The following is a 24654-nucleotide window of genomic DNA, read 5'->3' as shown; positions in this document are numbered from 1 at the left end:
GATGGCTGGTGGATGGTGGGTGGTTGTCTGCGAGGCTCTATCGCGGCGAGGGCACCGCTCCTACAAAAAATGCGTTCTTGTAAACCTCATCGGGCCGGATCAATCAAGTACAACAAAAAAACCCACCGCGTTGCCACGGTGGGTTTTTTATTTCTTCGAAATCTCAAGCTGTCTGACGACAGCAGGGGATCAGAAAGAGTGGGTCACACCCAGATCGAAACCTGTTGTCTTGTCACCAGTCATAGGCTTGGTGGTGGCGAAAGTTGTGTAAAGCGCTGTACGCTTGCTCAGGCTGTACACATAACCGATGGCTGTTTTGTCGGAATCGACAGTAGTGCCCTGCTTGATGTTCGACATGGCAAACTTGACAACGCCAGCACCCAAGGGTGCAGTCACGCCAACGAGGTAGCCTTCCATGTCAGCTTCACCAGTGATTTTGTCTGTAGAAGACATCATCATGACTTTGGCAACGCCCAAGTTGTAGGAAGCAGCGAAGTTAGTGGCTTTCCAATCGGTACCAGCACCAGTCGTTGTTTTACTATCAGCAACGGCCAAGCTCAAAGGACCTGCATCGTAAGTCACGCGGAGAGCAGTACCGTTGCCAGCTTTGGCGGCAGGTGACGCAACTTCACCCATGTAAGTTTGAAGTTGAACTTGCAAGCCACTGAACTTAGGCGACAAATAACCAACGCTGTTGGAAGCACGCACGCCAGTAAAGTTACGGGCATCACCGTAGGCGGCGCCAGTAACGTTGGAGCCTGAACCGTTTGTGCCAAACGGATCAAAGAATGTATGGTTCCAGAACTGAGGCGTGTAATCACGGCCCAAACGCACTTCACCGAAAGAGCCTTCCAGGCTCACGGTGGAACGGCGGTTGAATGTCAGACCTTGTGTGCCAGCACGCGGAGCAGTGACAGCTGAAGCAGACTGGTTGTTGTTGTTGGTAGCGTCGCCAGTTCCGTTGTCAGGGTTGGTACCAGCTTCGAGCCAGAAAGAAGCCTTCAAGCCACCGCCCAAGTCTTCAACACCGCGGAAGCCGATGCGGCTAGATGCCTGACCGGAATCGGTCATGGAAGATGTCTTTGCAGCACCAGTTTTGGACTGTGTGTAGCCAAGGTCAACCACGCCGAACAAAGTCACGGAAGATTGAGCGAAAGAAATGCCAGAAGCTGTCAAAACAGCCAGAGCAATCAGAGATTTTTTCATTGCAAGTTTCTCCAAGGTTAAACAAGGGCCCCGAATCAGAAAGGTGTCCATCACCTGTTGAGACCCTGAGCCAACCTCCATATCTGGAAGGTTGCATCTATTGCACCAGAGCCTTCTCGCTTCTCCAAGAAAATTAACGAAGAAAAGGTCTTTTCGTTGCAACCCAACAACACACCACAGATTCAGCGAGTTTCGATTTTTTGAAATTGAACGCTTTATTGAACAAATTCAATCACTTTTAGTACATCTCGCAAGCTTCACATGAAAATCATCAACGTGCTCAGACCCTCGGCCCTGAGCGGCCGGATCTCGAGTGTGCGGACCCAGGCGGCATTGATTACACTCATCCAATGCCTTTGACACCTTTGATTTTGGCCGCCGACAGCGCTTTGCGCACCTTGTGCTCGCCTGCACGGTCCAGCCGCCCCATGCCCCACCAAGGCATGGCCACCTTGGAGCTGAGCGAAAGCGAACGACGCGAGGCCGCCGCCCTGATGCGCATCAACCATGTGGGCGAGGTGTGCGCCCAAGCGCTGTACACCGGGCAATCCTTGGCCAGCCACGACCCGGCACTCCAAGCCAAACTGTCAGAAGCGAGCCGAGAAGAAACCGACCACTTGGCCTGGACCCGTCAACGGCTCGACGAGCTGAACGACCGCCCCTCACTCTTGAACCCACTTTGGTACGCGGGCTCGTTTGCCATTGGCTATGCAGCCGGCAAATTGGGCGGCGACAAGATCAGCCTGGGTTTTGTTGTTGAAACTGAACGTCAAGTCGAAGCCCATTTGCAAAGCCACATGGACAAACTGCCCGCTGCAGACACGGCATCACGCGCCGTTGTGGCTCAAATGAAGGCCGATGAAATAGCACACGCCCAGATGGCCATGAAGTCTGGCGCGGTGGAACTGCCCGCCCCTGTCAAATCAGCGATGAAAGTGGCCGCCAAACTGATGACCACCATCGCCTACCGGGTCTGACGCTGGGCATGAACAGAGCGCTTCCTTGAGGCAGATTCGGCCCGATGAAGTTTGCACGAACGCTTTTTGTGGGAGCAGCGCCCTCGCCGCGATAGAGCCTCGCGGACCACCACCCATCGCCCCGAGGGCGAGGCTCCCACAGGGATTGTGGGGCTGATCGCTGAGCCTTTTGATCCAGCCCGATGAAGTTTGCAAGAACGCTTTTTGTATGAGCGGAGCCCTCGCCGCGATAGAGCCTCACGGACCACCACCCATCGCCCCGAGGGCGGGGCTCCCACAAGGATTGTGGGGCTGATCGCTGAGCCTTTTGATCCAGCCCGATGAAGTTTGCACGAACGCTTTTTGTGGGAGCGGCGCCCTCGCCGCGATAGAGCCTCACGGACCACCACCCATCGCCCCGAGGGCGGGGCTCCCACAGGGTTTGTGGGGCTGATCGCAGAGCCTTTTGATCCAGCCCGATGAAGTTTGCAAGAACGCTTTTTGTGGGGCTGATCGCTGAGCCTTTTGATCCAGCCCGATGAAGTTTGCACGAACGCTTTTTATGGAAGCCGCGCCTTCGCCGCGATAGAGCCTCACGAACCACCACCCATCGCCCCGAGGGCGGGGCTCCCACAGGGATTGTGGGGCTGATCGCTGAGCCTTTTGATCCAGCCCGATGAAGTTTGCAATAACGCTTTTTGTGGGAGCGGTGCCCTCGCCGCGATAGAGCCTCACGGACCATCACCCATCGCCCCGAGGGCGGGGCTCCCACACAGATCACGGTGCTCAAGAGAAGTTGTTCACTTCAAACTTCACAGGTCCGGATCAACAGTGAGCAAGCTCACTTGCAAGGCGAGGCTTGTGGAATGTGGGGGTTTCGCGACGAGGGCGTCGCTCCTACAAAAAGCCAAGGCCCTGCCTGCAGTGTTGTCCGGCGTCAATCGGCTTCGATCACTTCAAAACTGGTGGTGATTTCGGCTGTTTTGCCCAGCATGATGCTGGCTGAGCAATATTTGTCATGGCTCATGGTAATGGCACGCTCCACGGCAAGCGCCGGCACGCCTTTGCCCGTGACGGTGAAATGCATGTTGATGTGCGTGAACACCTTGGGGTCCACCTCGGCTCGTTGGCTGCTGAGTTTGACGCTGCACCCTCGCACATCGTGCCGGCCCCGCTTCAAAATCAGCACCACGTCGTAGGCGGTGCAGCCGCCGGTGCCCGCCAGCAAAGTTTCCATGGGGCGGGGTGCCAGATTTTGGCCCCCGTTTTCAGGCTTGACCGCATCTGGTGCGCCATCCATGGCGATCATGTGGCCGGAACCGGTTTCCGCCAAAAAACCCATGCCGGATCGGGTGCCGGCCGCGCCGGTCCAGGTGACTGTGCATTCCATTTTTAATCCTTGGTGATGGGAACGGCCCCACAGGCCAGCTCCTGAAACAACAAGCAATGTTACCCAACAGTGGCCGTCGGGATTGGCGGGACGGGCCAAGATCCCGGCGGCCCCTCGGAATGTGGGGCCATGACAGTGTCAATCCTGCTTGTCAGTTTCCTCAAGGACATTCGCGTTTACAACTTTTTTCATTTTGCACGGCTCAACTTGCTGCGTTGCAACAAAAGACCCGTACAATTGCGAACAAGCGTGCTTTTTTGCATGCACCGTTTGTCTCCTCCACCCTCTGAAAAGGTGGATTTGCCCCAAGCCGCAAGGTTTGGGGCATTTTTTTTGCCCGTTATCATCAAGGTCATTCTTTTTTTCTGCGATGTGCGCTGCCTTTCATCGCTTAGGTCATGACGACAAAACACCTCACTCCTGCCGATTACCTCAAAAAAATCCTGAACGCCAAGGTCTACGATGTGGCCACCGAATCGGCTCTGGAGTCGGCCACTCACCTGTCTCGCCGCTTGGGCAACAAGGTTTATTTGAAGCGCGAAGACCAGCAGGCTGTGCACAGTTTCAAACTGCGTGGGGCGTACAACAAAATGGCGCAGCTCACGCCTGAGCAACTTCATAACGGTGTGATTTGCGCCTCGGCGGGCAACCACGCTCAGGGCGTGGCCTTGAGCGCGAGCAAACTGGGCACCCGGGCCATCATCGTCATGCCCACCACCACCCCGCAAGTCAAGATCGACGCCGTCAAAGGCCTGGGTGGCAACGTGGTGTTGTTTGGCGAGAGCTATTCCGACGCCTACAACCACGCATTGACCTTGCAAAAAAAACAGGGCCTGACCTTTGTTCATCCTTTTGATGATCCAGATGTGATCGCCGGGCAAGGCACGATTGCCATGGAAATCCTGCGCCAGCATCAGGGGCCGATCGATGCGGTGTTCGTGGCCATTGGCGGGGGCGGTTTGATCTCTGGCGTGGCCAACTACATCAAGGCCGTGCGCCCCGGGATCAAGGTCATCGGCGTGCAAATGAACGACTCCAACGCGATGATGCAGTCGGTGGCGGCCAAAAAACGCGTCAACTTGACCGATGTGGGCCTGTTTTCGGACGGCACAGCGGTCAAATTGGTGGGCGAAGAGACCTTTCGCGTGGCACGGGGCTTGGTGGACGAATTCATGACCGTGGACACCGATGCGGTGTGCGCCGCCATCAAAGACATTTTTGTGGACACCCGATCGATTGTGGAGCCTGCAGGTGCATTGGCGGTGGCTGCCATCAAGCAGTATGTGGCCACCCACAAAACCAAAGGGCAAACCTACGCCGCCATTTTGTGTGGTGCCAACATGAACTTTGACCGCCTGCGTTTTGTGGCCGAACGGGCCGACGTGGGTGAAGAAAAAGAGGCCTTGTTTGCCGTCACGATTCCCGAAGAGCGCGGCAGTTTCAAGCGCTTTTTGGAGTTGATTGGCAGCTTGCCGGGCGGCCCCCGCAACGTGACCGAGTTCAACTACCGCATGAGCGACTCCGACCAGGCCCATGTGTTTTTGGGTCTGAGCACACACGGTAAAGGCGAAAGCAGCAAGATCACGGCCAAGTTCAACAAGCAACAGTTCAAGGCAATTGACCTGACACACGACGAACTGGCCAAAGAGCACATCCGCCACATGGTGGGTGGGCATTCGGCCCTGTCACAAGACGAGCGCTTGCTGCGTTTTGAATTTCCAGAGCGCCCGGGGGCTTTGCTCAAATTTTTGAGCCTGATGCGCCCAGGTTGGAACATCAGTTTGTTCCATTACCGCAACCAAGGGGCCGACTACGGCCGCATCTTGGTCGGCCTGCAGGTGCCCCCGAAAGACAACAAAGCGTTTGACAAGTTCCTCAAAACGCTGGGGTATCCCTACAACGAAGAAACCGACAACCCGGTTTACCGTTTGTTTTTGCGCAGTTGATCGCTTGCAGGGCAAGGACCCATAGGCGAAATGCAGAGCCCTGCCCTCGGGGTGATGGGGGCGGCCTCTTTGTGGGGGCCCTGCACTTGGGGCAATGGGGGCGGCCTCTTTGTGGGAGCCCTGCCCTCGGGGCAATGGGGCCTGGCTCTTTGTGGGAGCCCCGCCCTCGGGGCGATTCTTGGTGGTCTGCGAGGCTTGATCGCGACGGGGGCGTCGCTCCTACAGAGGGGGCGGGGGTCAAGGGGTTTTGTTGAGGGCAGGCAGGGACAGGGTGAACGAGGACGGGCCGATCGGTGCGGCTCCCACTTGGGCTTGGCGCTGGTTCAGGCTTTGCAAAAACAGCCCCTCTGACAGCGCCTGTCCTGCGCGGTAGGCCTTGGGCGCTTGGCCATCGATGGCGATCAAGGCACTGCCTTGGCCCGAAGCACCGGCCACCACACCCAACAATTGGTAGCGACTGGACTGCGCCACACTCATCACCGGTGCGAGGCCTTTGACGCCCCAGGCACGCTGCAAGTGAGCGGTATCTTCAGCGCCCGCCGGGCGGGCCATGGAAGCAGGGTTGGACACCAGCGGCACAGAGGATGCGGTCCCGCCCGATGGGAACTGGAGCACCCAATAAACCACGCTGGCCGCTGCGGCGCACCCCATGCAGGCGCTCATGAATGCGGGCCACCAGGGGCGGGCTGCAAATGCAAAATTGGACAGTAACATGGGCGCATTATGATCGACGCCATGAAAACACCTGCCACCCCTTCAGCCCGCCGTCAGCGGGGCTTCACCCTGATCGAACTCATGGTCGTGCTGGCCATCATTGGCGTGCTGGCCGCGCTCATCGTGCCCAATGTATTGGGCCGCGCCGACGATGCCCGCATCACGGCCGCTCGCACCGATGTGGGCAACCTGATGCAGGCCCTCAAACTTTACAAGCTGGACAACCAGCGTTTCCCCACGGGGGCTCAAGGCCTGGGTGCACTCACCCTCAAGCCCACCACCGAACCCGTGCCCGGCAACTGGAAGCCCTACCTGGACAAGCTGCCCAATGACCCCTGGGGACGCCCCTACCAATATATGAACCCCGGCATCAAGGGTGAAGTGGATGTGCTGTCCTTTGGCGCTGACGGTCAAGCCGGCGGCGAGGGCAACAATGCAGACATCGGCAGCTGGCAATAAGCCCACACTGCGCCCCCTGCGACACGTTGGCCCCGCCGCCCGGTGCAGGGGCTTCACCTTGCTCGAACTGCTGGTGGTCATGGTCTTGATGGTGCTGGCCATGGCGGGTGTGAGCCTGTCGCTGCGTGACAGCGCAGACAGTGCCTTGCAACGCGACGCCGAGCGCCTGGCCGCACTGCTGGAAACCGGCCGTGCCCAAGCCCGTGCGAACGGCTTGCCCGTGGTTTGGCGGACGCCAGGTGCCGAATCTGGCTCGGCCTTTGTTTTTGAAGGCCTGCCGCCCCCCGGGCTGCCCCGCCAATGGCTGAGCGACACCACCCGCACAGCACCTGGCCAAACCCTGATTTTGGGGCCGGAGCCCCTCATCGGACCCCAAGCTTTGGCCCTGAGCAGCAGCGAACGTCCGGACCAGCGCTTGTGGGTGGTCACCGATGGCCTGCGCCCTTTTCGGGTACAAAACCTTCCCCCCAACGGCAGCACCCCACCATGAGTGCCCCGCGCAACAGCGGCCCCCACAGGCCTGAAACAGCCCGCCGCAGCGGTGGACGCTTTGGCCCATCGGCGCAAGGCTTCACCCTGATCGAGGTGTTGGTCGCTTTGGGCATCACGGCTGTGGCCCTGTTGGCCGGGCTGCAGGCCACCGGCTCGCTGCTGCGCAACGCCGATCGCCAGACCGTCAGCATGCTGGGCCAAATTTGCGCCGAGAACGAACTCATTGCCCTGCGATTGCGACGACAACTGCCGGACAACGGCAACCGCAGCATCGAATGCCCCCAAGCCGGTCGCCAGCTGCAAGTGGAGGTGTCGGTGCGCCCCACCCCCAACCCGAATTTTCGGCGGGTCGATGCCCGGGTGCTGGACGAAGGCCGCTATGTGCTTCAACTGTCCACCGTGATGGGGCGCAACTGATGGCACCCCTGTCCTCCCGTGCACGCGGCTTCACCCTGATCGAAGTGCTGGTGGCCATTGCCATCATGGCCTTGATGAGCCTGATGGCCTGGCGCGGAATTGATGGCATGCTGCGCACCCAAAGTGGTTTGCAAACCCGTGCCGACGACATCCGCACCTTGCAAGCGGGCCTGGCCCAATGGCAAACCGACCTGGACCAATTGGCCGAATTGGCCGGCACCCCCAGCTGGGACTGGGACGGGCAGGTGCTGCGCCTGACACGCCGCAGCGCAGACGCCCCCCCATCACCCAACGGCCCTGTGCCCAGTGTGCAGGTGGTGGCCTGGACGTGGCGCATCGACCCAGGTCGGCCCGGTGGCGGCGACTGGCAACGCTGGCAATCGCCCCCACTGACCCAAAGCCAGGACTGGCAAACCGCCTGGGATGCGGCCCGGCAATGGAGCCAAACACCTGACGATGCAGCCCGCGCCGGGCAAATTCAAATCCACCCTTTGGCGGGTTGGCAAATTTTTGTGCACCGGGGCGGCGCGTGGACCAACCCTTTGTCCAGCGATGCCGTGACGGCAGGCCCCAACACCCCACCCCAGTCACCCCCACGACCCAACACGCCTGCCGCCGCCCCCACCCCAGCAGCCACCAGCGCCAGCACAACACCTGATGGTGTGCGTCTGGTGCTGAGCTTGCCCCCCGGACCTGCAGGGGCAGGTCCCCTGACGCTCGATTGGGTGCGCCCCACCTTGTCTGGAGCCCCCTCATGAAGCGGCCCTACACCCCTGGTCACGCCCCAACAGCGCGACACGCCAAACAACCGGGCCAAGCCGGTGCCGCCTTGTTGGTGGCCATGCTCACCGTGGCGCTGGTGGCCACGCTGGCCAGTGCCGCCCTGTGGCAACAGTGGCGGCAAGTTGAAATTGAATCCGCTGAACGGGGTCGCAGCCAAACCGCCTGGATGATGACCGGGGCCCTGGACTGGGCCCGACTGATCTTGCGCGAAGACGCGGCCTCTGCCCAAGGTGCAAGCGTTGACCATTTGGGTGAACCTTGGGCTTTGCCGGTGCAAGAATCCAAACTGTCTTCGTTTTTGTCACAAGACCAGCAATGGCGCGAAGACGATGCTGAAGTCTTTTTATCGGGCCGAATCACCGATGCCCAATCGCGCATGAACCTGGCCAATCTGACCGAAGACGGCAAACCCTCACCCCTGGCCCTGGCGCAATTGACAGCCCTGTTTGACCGTTTGCAACTGCCCGCGTCCGAGCTGCAAAAGCTGGTCGACGCTTGGCTGGCCACAAAACCCCAAGCGGTTCCCCCGACCACCTCGCGCAATGCCACAGCAGCGCCCTTGGTGCCGCAACAAACCGCCCAACTGCGCTGGATGGGCCTGAGCGCGGCCACCTTGCTTGCCTTGCAAGATCACATCACCGTGCTGCCCGAGCCCACGCCCATCAACCTCAACACCGCCTCAGCCGAAGTGCTCTCGGCCAGCCTGGTCGGTTTTGACCTGTCCTCAGCACGCCAAGCGGTGGCTTTGCGGGCACGGGGGCACTGGGCCAGTCTGAACGCGGCCCGCGAGGCACTGGGACCGGCAGGTTTGCAGCTCAATGAAAAACAGCACAGCGTGCAAAGCCGTTACTTTGAGGTGCTGGGGCGCATGCGCATCGACAACGTGGTCCAGCAAGAGCTGGCCTTGGTGCGCCGCGAAGGCAACCAAGTGCGCATGCTGTGGCGGGTCAAAAGCCCCCAGCAAAGTCACAGTGCCCCTCTACAATGAATCGCACATGCGCACCCTGATCATTCAATTGCCCCCCGGCCCCGCCGGCCCCGCCACGGTTTACCCCCACGCCCTGGTGCAGCCCGAGCGTGAAACGGCCTCTGTGCGCCTGCAGTGGTCGGCCAGCACCTTGTTGCCCAGCGCTGACCGACAGACCGAAGTGCTGGTTTTGTTGCCCGCGGCCTGCCTGTCGTGGCACCGGGTTGAGTTGCCCCCGGGCCTGCACAAACAGGCTTCACGCCTGCAAGCCGCCTTGCAAGGCCTGCTCGAAGACCGCCTGCTCGACGACCCCGCCCAGTTGCACATGGCTTTGCAAACCGGCTGGAAAGACTTGCCCCAGCCCTGGGTAGGCGTGTGCCAACGCCAATGGCTGCGCGAACACCTCCAAGCGCTCGAACAAGTCGGTCTGCAGGTGCACCGCATCGTGCCCGAAATCGCACCGGGCAAAGCGCCTCTTCAACTGCTGGCTTTGGGCGATGCCCCAAGCGGCTGGCTGTGGGCAGCGCACCCCGAACGCGGCGTCTGGGGCATGCCCCTTGAGCCCATGCGCACGCTGGCAGAACGCTTTGGACTGAGCCCCCAAGCGCTGCAAAGCGCCCAGCTGCTGGCCGAGTCGGCCGTGGTGGGCCCCATCACCGAAGCCTTGGGCCGCCCGGCCCAACTCATGCCCCCGGGGCAACACTGGCTCCAGGCGGTCGCCTCCGATTGGGATTTGGCGCAGTTTGACTTTCGGGCCAACGCCCAAGCGCGTTACCTCAAACAGGGCCAAAAGGGCCTGAGCGCCCTGTGGAACAGCCCCGCCTGGCGACCGACCCGCTGGGCCTTGGGCCTGTTGCTGCTCAGCCAAGTGCTCGGCCTGAACGCCTGGGCCTGGAAAACACGCGTCAACTGGCAGGCCGAAGAACAAAGCTGGGCTCGCATGCTCAAAGACAGCTTCCCACAAACCCAGCTTGTGGTGGACGCCCCGGTCCAGATGGCGCGAGAAGTCGAACGCTTGCAACAAAATTCTGGCCAACTGGGGCCTGCCGACCTGGAAGTCATGCTCGCCGCCCTGGGCCAGGCCCTGCCGGCAGGCACGGCCGCGCCGCGCCAATGGGCCTACCAAAACGGCCAGCTGCGGCTGCAAGGCTTTCAAGCCGGTGCCAGCGAGTCCTCTGCCCTGAAAACCGCCCTGCAAGCCCGGGGCTACCTGCTCACGCCAGAAGGCGAAGGCTGGTTGATGTCTGTGACCCCCGCCAAGGAAAGCACCCCATGAGCCGCACCCACTTGCCCCTGCAAGCGCTGCAACAGGCTTGGCAACAACGCAATCCACGCGAAAAAAAGGGCTTGGCCTTGGTCGCCCTGCTGCTGACTCTGACTTTGCTGTGGAGCCTGGCCCTGAACCCCGCCTGGCGAACCTGGCAGCAAGCCCCTGCCAAGCAAGCCGAGCTGGACCGGCAAACCCAGCGCATGCGCGAACTGCAAGCCCAAGCCAAACAACTGCAATCGGCCCCCGCCAACACCGCCGCCCAAGCCCGCCAATGGCTGGAAGCCAGCGTGCGCGATCTGGGCACGGGCGCACGCATTCAGCTGCAAGGCGATCGCGCCACCTTGAGTGTGGAATCGGCCCCCGCCGAAAGCATGGCCCGCTGGCTCAGCCAAGCCCGGGAACGGGCCCAGGCCCTGCCGGTGCAAGCCCAGCTGCAACAGGTGCTGCCGACGCAAAAACTGGCCCCCCCCGCAACAGCCCTCACAACCGCCCTCACATCCCCCGGCGCTGCGCCCGCCGACGCCAACGCTGTGCATTGGCGCGGCAGTGTGGTGCTTCGCTTGCCCGCCACGCCATGAACCAGCGCATCACCCCTGCCCTGCGCCCGCGATGGCGTCATGCACTTTGGGGCGCATGGCTGGGCCTGCTGGTGGCCATCTGCGTGTGGGCCCCCGCACGCTGGCTGGCCTGGGGCGTGGCGCAAGCCAGCCAAGGACGCGTGCAACTGATCGACCCACGCAACAGCCTGTGGGCCGGATCGGCGCAAGTGGTGCTCAGCGGGGGCAATGGCAGCCGCGATGCGCAAGGCCTGCCCGGTCGGCTGCGCTGGCGCATTCAACCCACCTGGACGGGCATGCGCGTGCTTTGGCGTGCCGAATGCTGCATGGCACAAGCGGCCAGTGTGACGCTGCAGTTTGGCCTGTCCACCTTGCAACTGAGCCTCAGCGACCACCTCTCGCAATGGCCAGCCGCCTTGCTCAGTGGACTGGGTGCCCCCTGGAACACCCTGCAACCCGAAGGCCAGCTGCAATGGCGCACCGAAGGCCTGCAACTGCGCTGGAGCGAAGGCCGACTGCAAATGACAGGCCAAGTCGAGCTGCAAGTGCAACAACTGTCCTCGCGCCTGAGCACCCTCAAGCCCATGGGCAGTTACCTCATTCACCTGAACGGTCGCCCCGAAGGCACCGCCACCCCCGAGCTGCTCTTGAGCACCCTGCAAGGGCCTTTGCTCTTGAGCGGTCAAGGCCAATGGGTCGGCGCACGCCTGCGCTTTACAGGCGAAGCCAGCGCCCAAGAAGGGCACGAAGCGGCCCTGTCCAATTTGCTGAACATTGTGGGCCGCCGCCAAGGCCCACGCAGCCTGCTGTCTTTGGGCTGAACCCCACACCACCGATTGAACCCGCCCACACCATGAACGCCACCCCTTTCTTTGCCCGCTTGTCCCAGCCCTTGCCATCCAAACGCCTGTGGCAGCCTCTGGCACTGAGCTGGGTCTGCCTGTCCAGCGCACTGGCTCAGGCCCCCAACACCGAGCCCGCCCAGGCCCCCAGCGCGGCCCTGAACTCGGCCACCACCACAACCCAGCCCAAAGCCAAGTCAGCCACCCGCAAAGCCAAGCGGCAAGAGCCGGTCACGCTCAACTTTGTCAACGCCGACATCGAAGCCGTGGCCCGCACCTTGGCCACCTTGTCTGGGCACAACGTGGTAGTGGACCCCCGGGTCAAGGGCACCGTCTCGCTGTCCAGCCAACTGCCCGTGCCCCCCGCCCAAGCCTTGCGCCTGTTTGCCGTGCAACTGCGCACCCAAGGCTTTGCCCTCGTGGAGTCGTCGGGGCTGTACACCGTGCTGCCTGAGGCCGAAGCCAAGCTGCAAAGCAGCGCCGTCTCGGCCGGTGCTGTGCCCGCCAGCAGCGGCCAAATCATCACCCAAATTTTCAGACTCAACCACGAAAACGCCAACAACCTGGTGCCGGTGCTGCGCCCCCTCATCAGCCCCAACAACACCATCAACGTCAACCCGGGCACCAACGCCTTGGTGATCACCGACTACAGCGAGAACCTGCAACGCCTGGCCCGCATCGTGGCGGCACTCGATGTGGCCAACGCCACCGGGGTCGAGATGATCCGGCTGCAACACGGCGTGGCCAGCGACCTGGCCCCCATGGTGCTGCGCCTGCTCGAATCCACGGCCGCTGCCGCCGTGGCCAGCCAAGGACAAACCGACAACTTGTTCAAAACCACCGTGCTGCCCGACGTGCGCACCAACGCCTTGATCGTGCGTGCCGCCAACCCGGCCCGTCTGGCCTTGGTGCGGGGCCTGGTCAGCCAACTGGACCAACCCAGCGCCACCGGGGCGGGCGCGGCCAGTGGCAACATCCATGTGGTGTACCTGAAGAATGCCGACGCCACCAAGCTGGCCATCACCTTGCGTGCCGCCTTGGCCGGCGAATCGCGCAGCACACCCAGCAGCCCGGCCAGCACGGGCAACCCGGCACCTGCGGGTCCGGCATCGGCTGCCACAACCAGCCTGAACGCCAGCGCCAGCCCCTCCACAGGCGGCCAAATCCAGGCCGACCCGGCCACCAACTCGCTCATCATCACCGCCCCCGAACCGCAATACCGGCAACTGCGCTCGGTGATCGAGATGCTCGACCAACGCCGCGCTCAGGTGTTTGTGGAAAGCCTGATTGCCGAAGTCAGCGCCGACAAGGCCGCCGAGTTTGGTGTGCAGTGGCTCAGCGGCACGGGCAACAGTGGCAGCGCCGTGGGCCTGTTGGGCACCAACTTTGCGGTGGGCGGCACCAATTTGTTCAACTTGGCGGCCAACGCAGCCACTGGCAACTACACCCCCTCCACAGGCCTGAACGTGGCCGTTGGCGAGCGGCGCAACGGCGTGCTGGCCTTGGGCGCATTGGCGCGGTTTTTACAGTCCAATGGCGACGCCAATGTGCTGTCAACGCCCAATTTGCTCACCTTGGACAACGAAGAAGCCAAAATCGTCATTGGCCAAAACGTGCCCTTTGTGACCGGCCAATACACGTCCAACAACACCAACGCCGGAGCGGTCAACCCGTTTCAGACCATCGAGCGCAAAGACGTGGGCCTGACCCTGCGCGTCAAGCCGCAAATCAGTGAAAACGGCACGGTGAAGATGCAAATCTTCCAGGAAGTCAGCAGCATCGACAGCAAAAGCTCGTCCACCGCGGGGCTGATCACCAACAAGCGTTCGATCGAGTCGAGTGTGCTGGTCGACGATGGCTCCATCGTGGTGCTGGGCGGCTTGCTGCAAGACGACACCACCAACACCCAAGAAAAAGTGCCCGGCTTGGGTGACGTCCCGATCCTTGGCAACCTGTTTCGGGCCGAAGCCCGCAGCCGCAAGAAGACCAATCTGATGGTGTTTTTGCGCCCGGTGGTGGTGCGTGACGGTGCGGCCACCGAAGCCCTGTCGCTGGGCCGTTACGAACAAATGCGGCTCAACCAGATGAGTTTTCAGCCCGCCGCCAACGGTGCGCTTCCCGTGCCCGGCTCGGCCGTCCTTCCCCCATTGAACGGTGGCGATCCAGCCACTTCCTCGGCCCCCGCCCCAGCCAAGCCCTGAGTTGCCCATGCGCTACCCCCTGCCCTATGCCTTTGCCCGCACCCATCGTTTGCTGCTCGAAGACGATGCGCAGGCCCTGAACCTGTGGTTTTGTGACGAGAGCGATCGCTCGGCGCTGTCCGAGGTGACACGCCAGTTTGCCGGGCCCCATTGGCAGATGCAGCACAGCAGCGCCACCGAACTGGCCCAACGCATCCACCAGGCCTACTCGGGTGGCCAGGCCAACAGCTCATCGAGCGCTGCCGCCGTGGTCAGCGAGGTCGAATCCGAAGCCGACCTGTCTCGCATGATGCAAGACCTGCCCGCCGTGGAAGACCTGCTGGAGGCCAGCGACGACGCGCCCATCATCCGCATGCTCAACGCCTTGCTCACGCAGGCGGCACGCGACGGGGCCAGCGACATCCACATCGAGCCCTATGAACGCCATTCGAGTGTGCGCTTTCGCATCGACGGCACCCTGCGCGAAGTTGTACAACCGAACCGGGCGCTGCATGCCGCATTGATTTCGCGCCTGAAAATCATGGCCGAACTCGACATTGCAGAAAAACGACTCCCCCAAGACGGCCGCATCAGCCTGCGCCTGGGCTCCCGCGCGGTCGATGTGCGTGTGTCCACCCTGCCCAGCGCCCATGGCGAACGGGCCGTGTTGCGTTTGCTCGACAAAAGTGAAGCGCGCTTGACACTGGAAGCGGTGGGCATGCAGGGCCGCGTCTTGCAGCAAATTGACCAGTTGATCCACCAGCCTCACGGCATTTTGCTGGTCACCGGCCCCACCGGCTCGGGCAAAACCACCAGCCTGTATGCCGCGCTGCAGCGCCTGGACGCAACACGCAACAACATCATGACGGTGGAAGACCCCATCGAATACGAGCTGCCCGGCGTGGGCCAAACGCAGGTCAACGCCAAGATCGACCTGAGCTTTGCCAAAGCCTTGCGGGCCATCCTGCGGCAAGACCCGGACGTGATCATGATCGGCGAGATCCGCGACTTTGAAACCGCGCAGATCGCCATTCAGGCCTCGCTCACAGGCCACCTGGTGCTGGCCACGCTGCACACCAACGACGCGGCCAGTGCCGTGAACCGCCTGATCGACATGGGCGTCGAGCCGTTTTTGCTCAGCTCGTCGCTCTTGGGTGTGCTGGCCCAGCGCCTGGTGCGCAAGCGTTGCACCGCCTGCCATGGTGCGGGCTGCGACATCTGCGGGCACACCGGTTACGCCGGGCGCACCGGGGTGTTTGAGCTGCTGGTGGCCAGTGATGCCATCAAGGCGCAAATCCACAACCGTGCTGCCGAAGCCGACTTGCGGGCCACCGCGTTGGCGCAAGGCATGGTGCTGATGCGCGACGATGGCCAGCGTCTGGTCGATGCGGGCATCACCAGCGCCGAAGAACTGCTGCGCGTGACACGCGACTGATGCGCATGCACCCCACACCTTTGCCGCATCGCAGCGCCCCTCTGAAGACCCCGCCCAAGCCCATAGGCTCAGCCATGGGCCTTCGTCTGCGGGCACTGGCATGGGCTTGCTGCTTGCTGGCGACCATGGCGAGTTGGACAGGGCTGGTGGGCGCAGCGCACGCTCAAACTCAGCCCCCTGAACCATCCACTCAGACCACACCCACGGTGGCCCCTGATGCAGTCCAGGGTACGGTCCAGGCTGTGGCCCCAGATACGCCCCATGATGCGGCCCCCGACCGCCCAGCCACAGCAGACCCGGCCCCCGCACAGGCCCCTGCCCAACGCTGGCAGTACACCCTGGGGCTCAAACTCAAGTCCAGTGAACAAGCCGATGGCCGCAAAAGCCTGGCACTTCGCCCGGTGCTGGGCCTGCGCTACGGACGCTGGCGACTGGGACATGCCACGGGCGACGAATGGTTCAAATTCAGCGGTTACCGCGAAGCCACCAATTTGGCTTATGACCTTCGTGATGACGATCGGCTGCACTTGTCCTTGTCTGCACGCATCCAGAACATCCAGGACAACAGCAGTTTTGATGGCTTCAGCTCGGGCAAAAACACCGTGCGCGGGCGCGTCAGTGCGAGCTACCAACTCGACAAACACTGGTCGCTGGGCAGCGATGTCACACAAGACCTGATGAACCGGGGCGATGGCACCACCTTGTCCATGGGCGTGTCTTATCTGTGGCCCTTGAGCGAACGCAGCGCCCTGAGCCTGAGCAGCGGTGCCTCGTGGGCCACGGCCCGGCATTGGGCCACCCAACTGCGCTTGAGGCCCACACCCGAAGGCGGCTGGCAAGCCGGTCTGGGCGATTGGGGCTGGGGCATGAGTTACCGCTACGCCATCACCCCACAGTGGGCCTGGTTTGGCACCCTGGGCACCTCGCGCCACTTGGGACAAGTCAACGAAGTCAGCCCCAGCCACTTCAGCTGGAATGGCCAACTGGGCCTGCTTTACTTCAGCCGCTGAGAACACGACATGCCCGCTTACCGTTTTGAAGCCCTGCAAACCAATGGCAGCACGCGCAAAGGCACCCTGGAGGCCGACAGCCTGAAAACCGCCCGCGCCCAACTGCGAGCGCAGTCGCTGGTGCCCCTGCTGGTCGAGGCCATTGCCTCGGGCAGCGGCAGCGACGCAGACGCCGCCTTGCCCTGGTGGCAAAGACCCATAGGCCAGGGACGGGTGTTCAGCAGCAGCCAACGCGCCGTGTGGACGCGCCAACTGGCCAGCTTGGTGGGCAGCGGACTGCCCATTGAACGCGCCTTGTCGGCCCTGGCCGAAGAAGCCGACCACGACAAACAAGGCCAGCTGATGGCCGCCATCCGGGCCGAGGTCAACTCGGGCAGCACTTTGGGCCGCGCTTTGGCGCAGTTTCCCAAGGAATTTCCCGCCATCGACCGCGCTGTGATCGCCGCAGGCGAGCAAAGCGGGCACCTGTCCGATGTGCTGCACCAATTGGCCGCCGACCTGGAAGACCAGCAAGTGCTGCGCTCCAAACTGCTGTCGGCCTCGTTGTACCCCGCCATCGTGAGCCTGGTGGCCTTGGCCATCGTGGTCTTTTTGGTGACCTCGGTGGTGCCCCAAGTGGCCGGTGTGTTTGCCGGCACCCAACGCCAACTGCCCGGCCTGACGGTGGCCATGCTGGCCCTGAGCGATTTGGTGCGGCATTGGGGCTGGCTGATGCTGTTGGTGCTGGCCGCCGCCGGGGTGGCCTTTCGATTGGCCATGCGCCAAGAGGCCTTGCGCCTGCGCTTTGACGCCGCCTGGCTGCGCCTGCCCCTGATTGGGCGGCTGGCCCGGGGCTACAACAGCGCCCGCTTTGCCTCCACCCTGGCCATGCTCACTGCCGCAGGCGTGCCCATTCTCAAAGCGCTGCAAGCAGCGGCCGACACCTTGTCGAACCAAGCCCTGCGGGCCGACGCCCTGGAGGCCCTGGTGCGCGTGCGCGAAGGTGCGCCCCTGGGCACCGCCTTGGCGCAAAACGCCCGGTTTCCGGGCTTGCTGTCGATGTTTGCGCGGCTGGGCGAACAAACCGGGCAACTGCCCTTGATGCTGCAAAGGGCGGCGCAGCAGCTGTCCAGCGAAGTGCAGCGCCGCGCCATGGCCTTGGCCACGGTGCTCGAGCCCTTGCTCATCGTGACCATGGGGGGCGTGGTCATGTTGATTGTGCTGGCCGTGCTCATGCCCATCATGCAACTGAACCAATGGGTCAAGTGAGGGCGTACGGCCGCGCAGCCACGTAACGCAAGCGACCCTGGCCGCGCAGGGCTGGCCTTAAGATGCGCCGGTGATAGACCTTTTGCACACGCCTTTGGCATGACGCCTCCCCAAACCCCGCTCTCCTGGATTCGGCGCTGCGCCAACGCGTACCAGCGCGGCCTGCGCCTGTTTGCGGCCTGGCCTGTGGCGGTGCAAGGCATGGTCTGGATGGTGTTGGGCGGCTTGTTGTTTTCTTTTTTGAACACCATTGCACGGGAGTTGACCCTGCACTTGGACGTGTACCAGTCACAGTTTTTGCGCTATCTGTTTGGCCTGCTGTTCATCTTGCCCTGGGTCTGGCGCGAAGGTTGGCGGGCTTACATGCCCGTCAACATGGTGGGCCAGTTCTGGCGCGGCGGGGTGCACACCCTGGGCCTGATTTTGTGGTTCACGGCCCTGCCCAAAATTCCCTTGGCCGACGTCACGGCCATCGGTTTTACCGGGCCGATTTTCATCATGCTCGGGGCCGCCTGGTTTTTGGGTGAACCCATGCGCAAAGACCGCTGGATCGCCGCCATCGTGGGTTTTGCCGGGGTGCTGGTGGTGGTTTTGCCCAAAATGTCGGGCGAAGGCGGCTGGTTCAACCTGATCATGTTGGCTTCTTCACCGGTCTTCGCCGCATCCTTTCTCATCACCAAGGCCCTGACCCGATACGAAAAAGCAGGCGTCATTGTGCTGTGGCAAGCCTTGACGGTCACGATTTTGAGCCTGCCCATGGCATTGCCCAACTGGCAAGCGCCCACCTTGATGCAATGGCTGGGCTTTGCCGCCACGGGCGTGTTGGGCACGCTGGCCCACTATTGCCTGACGCGGGCCTTCGCCTTGGCCGACATTTCGGCCACCCAATCGCTGCGCTTTTTGGACCTGGTGTGGGCCTCGTTGCTGGGCTGGCTGGTGTTTGGCGACGTGCCCAGCCAGTGGACTTGGGCCGGGGCCTTGGTCATCTTGGGGGCCACTGTGTGGATTGCCCGCCGAGAAAGCCGGAGAAAGGTCTCCACATCCCACTGAGGGGGTATATTGCCGCCTCTACACAGGGAGAGTGTTGTGATCGACATCGAGCCATTGCGCTACGCGTGGACTCCAGGGGGCCAAGACACCCTGACACTGGGGCGCTTGCAAGTCAGTACCGGACAAACCGTTTTTTTGCATGGCCCCAGCGGCTGCGGCAAAAGCACTTTGCTCGGGCTTCTGGCCGGTGTGTTGACACCCCAACAAGGCCGTGTGTCTTTGCTCGGGCAAGACTGGGCGGCCTTGAAAGCGGGCCAGCGCGACGCCTTTCGGGCCGACCATGTGGGCGTGGTGTTTCAGCAGTTCAACTTGCTGCCGTTCTTAAGCGTGCTGGACAACGTGACCCTGCCTTGCCGCTTTTCCAAGCTGCGGCGTTCTCGCTGCCAAGCCAGCGGTGGCCCCGAGGCCACGGCCCAAAGCTGGTTGCAGCGCATGGCCCTGCCCGAGGCCCTGTGGAGCCGCCGCGCCGACGCCTTGTCGGTGGGCCAGCAGCAGCGTGTGGCCGCTGCCCGCGCCCTGATGGGCCAGCCCGAATTGATCCTGGCCGACGAGCCCACTTCGGCGCTCGACGCAGCCTTGCGCCAGGGCTTCATGGGCTTGTTGCTGCAGGCGACACGCGCGGCGGGCAGCACCTTGGTGTGTGTGAGCCACGACGAGCAGCAGGCTGTGCGTTTTGATGTGCAATGGTCCTTGCCCGCCTTGCAGCAAGCGGGGGTGAGCGCATGAACAGCCTGCTGAACATTGCCCGGCAAAGCGCCTGGAACCGCCGCAGCACCCTGGTGTGGGTGGTGGTGTCGCTGGCGCTGGCCACCGCTTTGTTGTGGACTTTGGAGCGTTTACGCCACGACATCCGCAGCAGTTTTTCACAATCGGTCAGCGGCGTCGATTTGATTGTGGGTGCCCGCAGCAGCCCGGTGCAGTTGATGCTGTTTTCGGTGTTTCACATTGGCAGCGTGCCGCAAAGCATGAGCATGGACAGCGTGAACAAACTGGCGCAGCACCGCTCGGTGTCCTGGGTGGTGCCCTTGAGTTTGGGTGACTCGCACCGGGGCTTTCCAGTGTTGGGCACCACACCCGCTTACTTTCAGCACTTTGCCTATGGCGACAAACAACCGCTGGTTTTGCAACAAGGCGCGGTATTTGCAGACACGCTGGACGGTTTGTACGAGGCCGTGATCGGAGCCGAAGTAGCGCGAAAGATGGGTTATGGCCTGGGCCAAAGCATCACGCTGGGCCATGGCCTGCACGATGACCATGACCTCGAAGGCGGGCAAGCCGATGAGCACGCCGACAAACCCTTCAAGGTGGTCGGCATTTTGGCCCCCACAGGCACCCCGGTGGACCGCACGGTGCATGTGAGCCTGCAAGCACTGGAAGCCCTGCACCTGGGCTGGGTGGCGGGCACCCCCATGCCGGGCGGGCACATCCCGGCCGATCAGGCGCGTAAATTCAACCTACAGCCCGAAGAAGTCACCGCCGCCTTGGTGGGCCTGAAAAGTCGGGCAGCGGTGTTCAATGTGCAGCGCTTTGTGAATTTTCACGAAGAAGAAGCGCTGATGGGCGTGATGCCCGGTGTGGCGCTGGGTGAGCTGTGGTCGGTGCTGGGCCTGGGCGAAAACGCCTTGCTGGCCGTGTCGGCCTTGGTGGCTTTGGTGAGTGTGGTCTCGCTCATGGCGGTGGTGCTGGCGGGCCTGAACGAGCGCCGCCGCGAACTGGCCGTGCTGCGTGCCGTGGGCGCTGGGCCACGCCATGTACTGGGCCTGCTCACTTTAGAGGGGCTGTGGGTCACCTGCGCCGGGGTTGTGTTGGGTGTACTGCTGGCCTACGCAGGCATGGCCCTGGCCACACCCTGGCTGCAGCAGTCGCTGGGCATCCGTTTGCAACTGGCCGCGCCTTTGCCCACACAACTGGCTTTGGCGGGCGCGGTCTTGCTGGCCGGTTTGCTGGCCAGCCTGGGGCCCGCCTGGCGGGCCTACCGCCTGTCTTTGGCCGATGGCTTGTCACCCCGCGTGTGAGTCCTGTCAAACAGCAACGTGTTTTTTGCAGGAGCGACGCCCTCGTCGCGATCACCCTCGCAAACCATGCCCCATCGCCCCGAGGGCGGGGCTCCTACAAAATGCAGGGCATCTCCCCCTGTAGGAGCGACGCCCTCGTCGCGAAAAGCCTCGCAAACCACGCCCCATCGCCCCGAGGGCGGGGCTCCTACAAAATGCAGGGCATTCCCCCCGTAGGAGCGACACCCTCGTCGCGATCACCCTCGCAGACCACAACCGATCGCCCCGAGGGCGGGGCTCCCACAACATGCAGGGCATCTCCCCCGTAGGAGCGACGCCCTCGTCGCGATCACCCTCGCAAACCACACCCCATCGCCCCGAGGGCGGGGCTCCCACAACATGCAGGGCATTCCCCCCGTAGGAGCGACGCCCTCGTCGCGATCACACTCGCAGACCACACCCCATCGCCCCGAGGGCGGGGCTCCTACAAAATGCAGGGCATTCCCCCGTAGGAGCGACGCCCTCGTCGCGATCACCCTCGCAGACCACAACCGATCGCCCCGAGGGCGGGCTCCCACAACATGCAGGGCATCTCCCCCTGTAGGAGCGACGCCCTCGTCGCGATCACCCTCGCAGACCACGACCCATCGCCCCGAGGGCGAGGCTCCTACAAAAAGACCATCGCCCCGGGGGCGGGGCTGCCAGATGGATCGCATCGTTGATCGCTGATCGCTGATCGCTGATCGCTGTGACAAGACAAGCTTTTCCCTTCAAACTTCACAAGGCCAGATCCATCAAAAAAACCAAGCCCTTGAGCCAGCTTTCACGCCTTGAAGAGGCCCAGCGGGCTTACAGTGCTCATTTGGGAGTTCTTATGAAAAAAACTTTTGTCATTCCAAACACCGCAGTGCTGGCAGGTTTGTTGCTGGCCGGGTCCGTCTTCGCGCAAAGCGTGCGCGAGACCGCACGCGAGACTGTGCCCCAAGTGCAGCCGTCTTTGTCGGCGGGTGCAGCGCCCGAAGGGGCCAGCACACCAAGCGCGCCCCGCACCATCGGCTGGGAGCAGCTCATTCCCGCAGGCTGGGACCCGTACAAAGACCTCAAAGCCTTGAACCTGCAAAGCCTGAAAGACAACGACCCCAAGGCCGATGAAGCGCTGAAAAAAATGCGCCAGATGTGGGACAACGCCCCCATCAACCCCTTGATCCTGGGGCAAAACGTGCGCCTGCCTGGCTACCTGGTGCCTCTGGAAGACTTGCCTGAAGGCCTCAAGGAATTTTTGCTGGTGCCTTACTTTGGGGCCTGCGTGCACTCGCCACCACCACCCGCCAACCAGATCGTGCATGTGAAGCTCGACCAGGCCGTCAAGCGCTTTCGCAGCATGGACACCGTGTGGGTGACCGGCACTCTGAGCGCAACCAAAACCGACTCGCACATGGGAGTGGCCAGTTACCGCATCGACGCCAAATTGGTGACACCCTATTCCGAGAAAAAATAAGCCTGCATCGACAAGGCGCTTCACCATTTCAACTGCACCGGAGATCACGATGCCCGTCTCACTGGAAGGCCAATTGGTCGTGGCGATTTCATCGCGGGCCTTGTTTGACTTTGAAGAAGAAAACCGTGTGTTTGAGCAAGGCGACGACCGCGCTTACATGCAATTGCAGCTGCAGCGTCTGGAAGCGCCGGCCAAACCGGGCGTGGCATTTTCTCTGGTGCGCAAGTTGTTGGCCTTCAACGACGCCGATGCGCAACGCGTCGAGGTGGTCATCCTCTCGCGCAACGACCCGGTCTCGGGCATGCGGGTGTTCCGCTCGGCGCAGCACTACGGCCTGACCATTCAGCGCGGCAGCTTCACCCGGGGACAGCCGCCTTGGCGTTACCTCAAGCCCCTGAACGCCAATTTGTTTTTGTCCACGCATTTGTCCGATGTGCGTGCCGCCTTGGGGGCCGGGGTGCCCGCAGCGCAGGTCTATCCGCATTCAGCGCTGGCCTCGGAATCTCACCCGAACGAGGTGCGCATTGCCTTTGATGGCGATGCGGTGCTGTTTTCGGACGAGGCCGAACGGGTGTTTCAGTCGGAAGGTCTGACGGCTTTTCAGGCGCACGAACGCGACAAAGCCGAACAACCCCTGCTGGCCGGTCCCTTCAAGCCTTTGCTGGCCGCATTGCAACGACTGCAACAAGAGGGCACACCCCACATGCGCATCCGCACCGCCTTGGTCACCGCCCGCAGCGCTCCGGCCCACGAACGCGCCATCCGCACGCTGATGAATTGGAACATTGAGGTGGACGAGGCCATGTTTTTGGGCGGCTTGCCCAAAGGTGAGTTTTTGCGTGAATTCGAGCCTGATTTCTTTTTTGACGACCAAACCGGCCACATCGAATCGGCCGCCCGACATGTGCCGTCTGGCCACGTCGCATCGGGCGTGTCCAACCCAGAGTAAGCATTGCCTTGTGGATGGGACCCATCAATTGGGAGCCCCTCCCCCCGGGGCGATGGCTTGTGGTTTGCGAGGATTTTCGCGACGGGGGCGTCGCTCCTACAGGGGAGATGCCCTGCTTTTTGTAGGAGCCCCGCCCCCGGGGCGATGGCTTGTGGTCTGCGAGGCTTTTCGCGACGGGGGCGTCGCTCCTACAAGGGAGATGCCCTGCATTTTGTAGGAGCCCTGCCCTCGGGGCGATGGGTTGTGGTTTGCGAGGCTTTTCGCGACGGGGGCGTCGCTCCTACAGGGGAGATGCCCTGTATTTTGTGGGAGCCCCGCCCTCGGGGCGATGGCTTGTGGTTTGCGAGGCTTTTCGCGACGAGGGCGTCGCGCCTACACAAAAAAGCGTTGGAATGACGCTTTACTGAGCGCTGTTTTGCAGGGCAGCAATGCGGTCTTCGATGGGCGGGTGGGTGCTGAACAGCTGGCCGATGCCACCGGCAATGCCCATGGCGGCCATGCTCTTGGGCAATTCGGCGGTGTGCACGCCACCCAAACGGGCCAAAGCGTTGATCATGGGCTGCTTGCGGCCCATCAACTGGGCAGCGCTCGCATCGGCACGGAATTCACGCTGACGGCTGAACCAAGCCACGATGATGGCCGCCAGAAAACCCAGCAAGATGTCCATCACGATGGTGGTGATGAAATAACCCATGCCGGGGCCTGTGCTTTCTTCGTCGTTTTTGCGCAGGAAGCTGTCCACGGCATAACCCACGATGCGCGAGATGAACACCACAAAGGTGTTCATCACACCTTGAATCAGGGCCATGGTGACCATATCACCGTTGGCGATGTGCGCCACTTCGTGGGCCAGCACGGCTTCGATTTCTTCGTGGGTCATGTTTTGCAACAAGCCAGTGGACACGGCCACCAAAGCCGAGTCGCGGAAAGCGCCGGTGGCAAAGGCGTTGGGATCGCCTTCAAAAACACCCACTTCGGGCATGCCGATGCCGGCTTTGTCGGCCAACTTGCGCACGGTGTCCACAATCCAGGCTTCGTCGGCGTTGGCCGGCTGATCAATGAGCTTCACGCCCGAGGACATCTTGGCGATCCACTTGCTCATGAGCAAAGAAATGATGGCGCCACCAAAGCCCATGATCAGGGCAAAGCCGAGCAATGCACCCAGGTTCAGACCGTTGGAGGTCAAAAATTTGTTCACGCCCAACAAACTGGCGACGAGGCCCAACACCACCACCACGGCAATGTTGGTCAAGACAAACAGAAAAATACGTTTCATGGAAGGTTTCTCTTT

23 protein-coding genes are annotated in these 24654 nt (G+C 62.2%); 19 read left to right on the top strand and 4 right to left on the bottom strand.

The window, feature by feature from the left end; translation table 11 throughout:
* Positions 1-189 precede the first annotated feature (189 nt).
* A complete protein-coding gene (locus tag B9Z48_RS00220; protein ID WP_108376784.1) occupies positions 190-1206 on the bottom strand; it encodes a porin in 1017 nt (338 codons plus the stop codon).
* A gap of 350 nt (positions 1207-1556) precedes the next feature.
* Between B9Z48_RS00220 and coq7 the strand changes: the two genes are divergently transcribed.
* On the top strand, positions 1557-2183 hold the full coding sequence (coq7, locus tag B9Z48_RS00215; RefSeq protein ID WP_108376783.1) for a 2-polyprenyl-3-methyl-6-methoxy-1,4-benzoquinone monooxygenase: 627 nt from the start codon (positions 1557-1559) through the stop codon (positions 2181-2183).
* Between the two features lie 916 nt (positions 2184-3099).
* Here coq7 and B9Z48_RS00210 read toward each other — a convergent pair.
* Positions 3100-3552 (bottom strand): OsmC family protein, encoded by a 453-nt coding sequence (locus B9Z48_RS00210; protein ID WP_108376782.1) that lies wholly within the window; start codon positions 3550-3552, stop codon positions 3100-3102.
* A gap of 398 nt (positions 3553-3950) precedes the next feature.
* Here B9Z48_RS00210 and ilvA point away from each other — a divergent pair, with 398 nt between their 5' ends.
* The gene (ilvA, locus tag B9Z48_RS00205) at positions 3951-5498 is read left to right on the top strand and encodes a threonine ammonia-lyase, biosynthetic (protein ID WP_108376781.1); all 1548 of its coding nucleotides are present in this window, start codon (positions 3951-3953) and stop codon (positions 5496-5498) included.
* A gap of 237 nt (positions 5499-5735) precedes the next feature.
* Here the strand turns inward: ilvA and B9Z48_RS00200 are convergent, their stop codons facing one another.
* On the bottom strand, positions 5736-6212 hold the full coding sequence (locus B9Z48_RS00200) for a general secretion pathway protein C (protein WP_108376780.1): 477 nt from the start codon (positions 6210-6212) through the stop codon (positions 5736-5738).
* 21 nt (positions 6213-6233) lie between these two features.
* Between B9Z48_RS00200 and gspG the strand changes: the two genes are divergently transcribed.
* From gspG to B9Z48_RS00115, 17 genes are all read left to right on the top strand, one after another.
* Positions 6234-6671: a type II secretion system major pseudopilin GspG gene (gene gspG, locus B9Z48_RS00195; protein WP_228769384.1), complete on the top strand. Its 438-nt coding sequence runs from the start codon at positions 6234-6236 to the stop codon at positions 6669-6671.
* Positions 6646-7161, top strand: a complete 516-nt coding sequence (locus B9Z48_RS00190) for a prepilin-type N-terminal cleavage/methylation domain-containing protein (protein ID WP_108376779.1) — start codon at positions 6646-6648, stop codon at positions 7159-7161. Before gspG ends, B9Z48_RS00190 begins: the two co-directional genes overlap by 26 nt.
* Complete coding sequence (gene gspI, locus B9Z48_RS00185; protein ID WP_089963727.1) at positions 7158-7580, top strand: type II secretion system minor pseudopilin GspI; 423 nt, start codon at positions 7158-7160, stop codon at positions 7578-7580. The genes B9Z48_RS00190 and gspI overlap by 4 nt, the downstream gene beginning before the upstream one ends.
* Positions 7580-8338: a type II secretion system protein J gene (locus B9Z48_RS00180; protein WP_108376778.1), complete on the top strand. Its 759-nt coding sequence runs from the start codon at positions 7580-7582 to the stop codon at positions 8336-8338. Before gspI ends, B9Z48_RS00180 begins: the two co-directional genes overlap by 1 nt.
* Positions 8335-9351: a type II secretion system minor pseudopilin GspK gene (gspK, locus tag B9Z48_RS00175; protein ID WP_108376777.1), complete on the top strand. Its 1017-nt coding sequence runs from the start codon at positions 8335-8337 to the stop codon at positions 9349-9351. The genes B9Z48_RS00180 and gspK overlap by 4 nt, the downstream gene beginning before the upstream one ends.
* Positions 9352-9358: 7 nt before the next feature.
* Positions 9359-10606: a type II secretion system protein GspL gene (gene gspL / locus B9Z48_RS00170; RefSeq protein ID WP_108376776.1), complete on the top strand. Its 1248-nt coding sequence runs from the start codon at positions 9359-9361 to the stop codon at positions 10604-10606.
* Positions 10603-11178, top strand: coding sequence for a type II secretion system protein GspM (gene gspM, locus B9Z48_RS00165; protein WP_158273178.1), 576 nt, complete (start codon positions 10603-10605; stop codon positions 11176-11178). Before gspL ends, gspM begins: the two co-directional genes overlap by 4 nt.
* Complete coding sequence (locus tag B9Z48_RS00160; protein ID WP_108376774.1) at positions 11175-11978, top strand: general secretion pathway protein GspN; 804 nt, start codon at positions 11175-11177, stop codon at positions 11976-11978. Before gspM ends, B9Z48_RS00160 begins: the two co-directional genes overlap by 4 nt.
* 32 nt (positions 11979-12010) lie before the next feature.
* Positions 12011-14200 (top strand): type II secretion system secretin GspD, encoded by a 2190-nt coding sequence (gspD, locus tag B9Z48_RS00155; RefSeq protein ID WP_108376773.1) that lies wholly within the window; start codon positions 12011-12013, stop codon positions 14198-14200.
* A gap of 7 nt (positions 14201-14207) precedes the next feature.
* The gene (locus B9Z48_RS00150; protein ID WP_108377142.1) at positions 14208-15614 is read left to right on the top strand and encodes a GspE/PulE family protein; all 1407 of its coding nucleotides are present in this window, start codon (positions 14208-14210) and stop codon (positions 15612-15614) included.
* 74 nt (positions 15615-15688) lie between these two features.
* The gene (locus tag B9Z48_RS00145; protein ID WP_146186210.1) at positions 15689-16624 is read left to right on the top strand and encodes a MipA/OmpV family protein; all 936 of its coding nucleotides are present in this window, start codon (positions 15689-15691) and stop codon (positions 16622-16624) included.
* A gap of 9 nt (positions 16625-16633) precedes the next feature.
* Positions 16634-17872, top strand: coding sequence for a type II secretion system inner membrane protein GspF (gene gspF, locus B9Z48_RS00140; protein WP_108376771.1), 1239 nt, complete (start codon positions 16634-16636; stop codon positions 17870-17872).
* Positions 17873-17971: 99 nt separating this feature from the next.
* Positions 17972-18922 (top strand): DMT family transporter, encoded by a 951-nt coding sequence (locus B9Z48_RS00135; protein WP_108376770.1) that lies wholly within the window; start codon positions 17972-17974, stop codon positions 18920-18922.
* A gap of 36 nt (positions 18923-18958) precedes the next feature.
* The gene (locus B9Z48_RS00130; RefSeq protein ID WP_108376769.1) at positions 18959-19648 is read left to right on the top strand and encodes an ABC transporter ATP-binding protein; all 690 of its coding nucleotides are present in this window, start codon (positions 18959-18961) and stop codon (positions 19646-19648) included.
* Entirely contained in the window at positions 19645-20937 is a 1293-nt protein-coding gene (locus B9Z48_RS00125) for an ABC transporter permease (protein ID WP_108376768.1), read from the top strand. Before B9Z48_RS00130 ends, B9Z48_RS00125 begins: the two co-directional genes overlap by 4 nt.
* Positions 20938-21790: 853 nt before the next feature.
* A complete protein-coding gene (locus B9Z48_RS00120) occupies positions 21791-22414 on the top strand; it encodes a DUF3299 domain-containing protein (RefSeq protein WP_108376767.1) in 624 nt (207 codons plus the stop codon).
* 49 nt (positions 22415-22463) lie between these two features.
* Complete coding sequence (locus B9Z48_RS00115; RefSeq protein ID WP_108376766.1) at positions 22464-23363, top strand: 5'-nucleotidase; 900 nt, start codon at positions 22464-22466, stop codon at positions 23361-23363.
* Positions 23364-23763: 400 nt separating this feature from the next.
* On the opposite strand, the gene htpX is transcribed toward B9Z48_RS00115, so the two are convergent.
* Positions 23764-24639 carry a protease HtpX gene (htpX, locus tag B9Z48_RS00110; protein ID WP_108376765.1) on the bottom strand — a complete coding sequence of 292 codons (876 nt, stop codon included), beginning with the start codon at positions 24637-24639 and terminating at the stop codon, positions 23764-23766.
* Positions 24640-24654 lie beyond the last annotated feature (15 nt).

The sequence above is a fragment of the Limnohabitans sp. WS1 genome (genome assembly GCF_003063265.1).
Taxonomy (GTDB): Bacteria; Pseudomonadota; Gammaproteobacteria; order Burkholderiales; family Burkholderiaceae_C; genus Limnohabitans_A.
The sequence above is the reverse complement of the archived record's forward strand: the minus strand, read 5'-3'. Positions and strand labels throughout refer to the sequence as shown.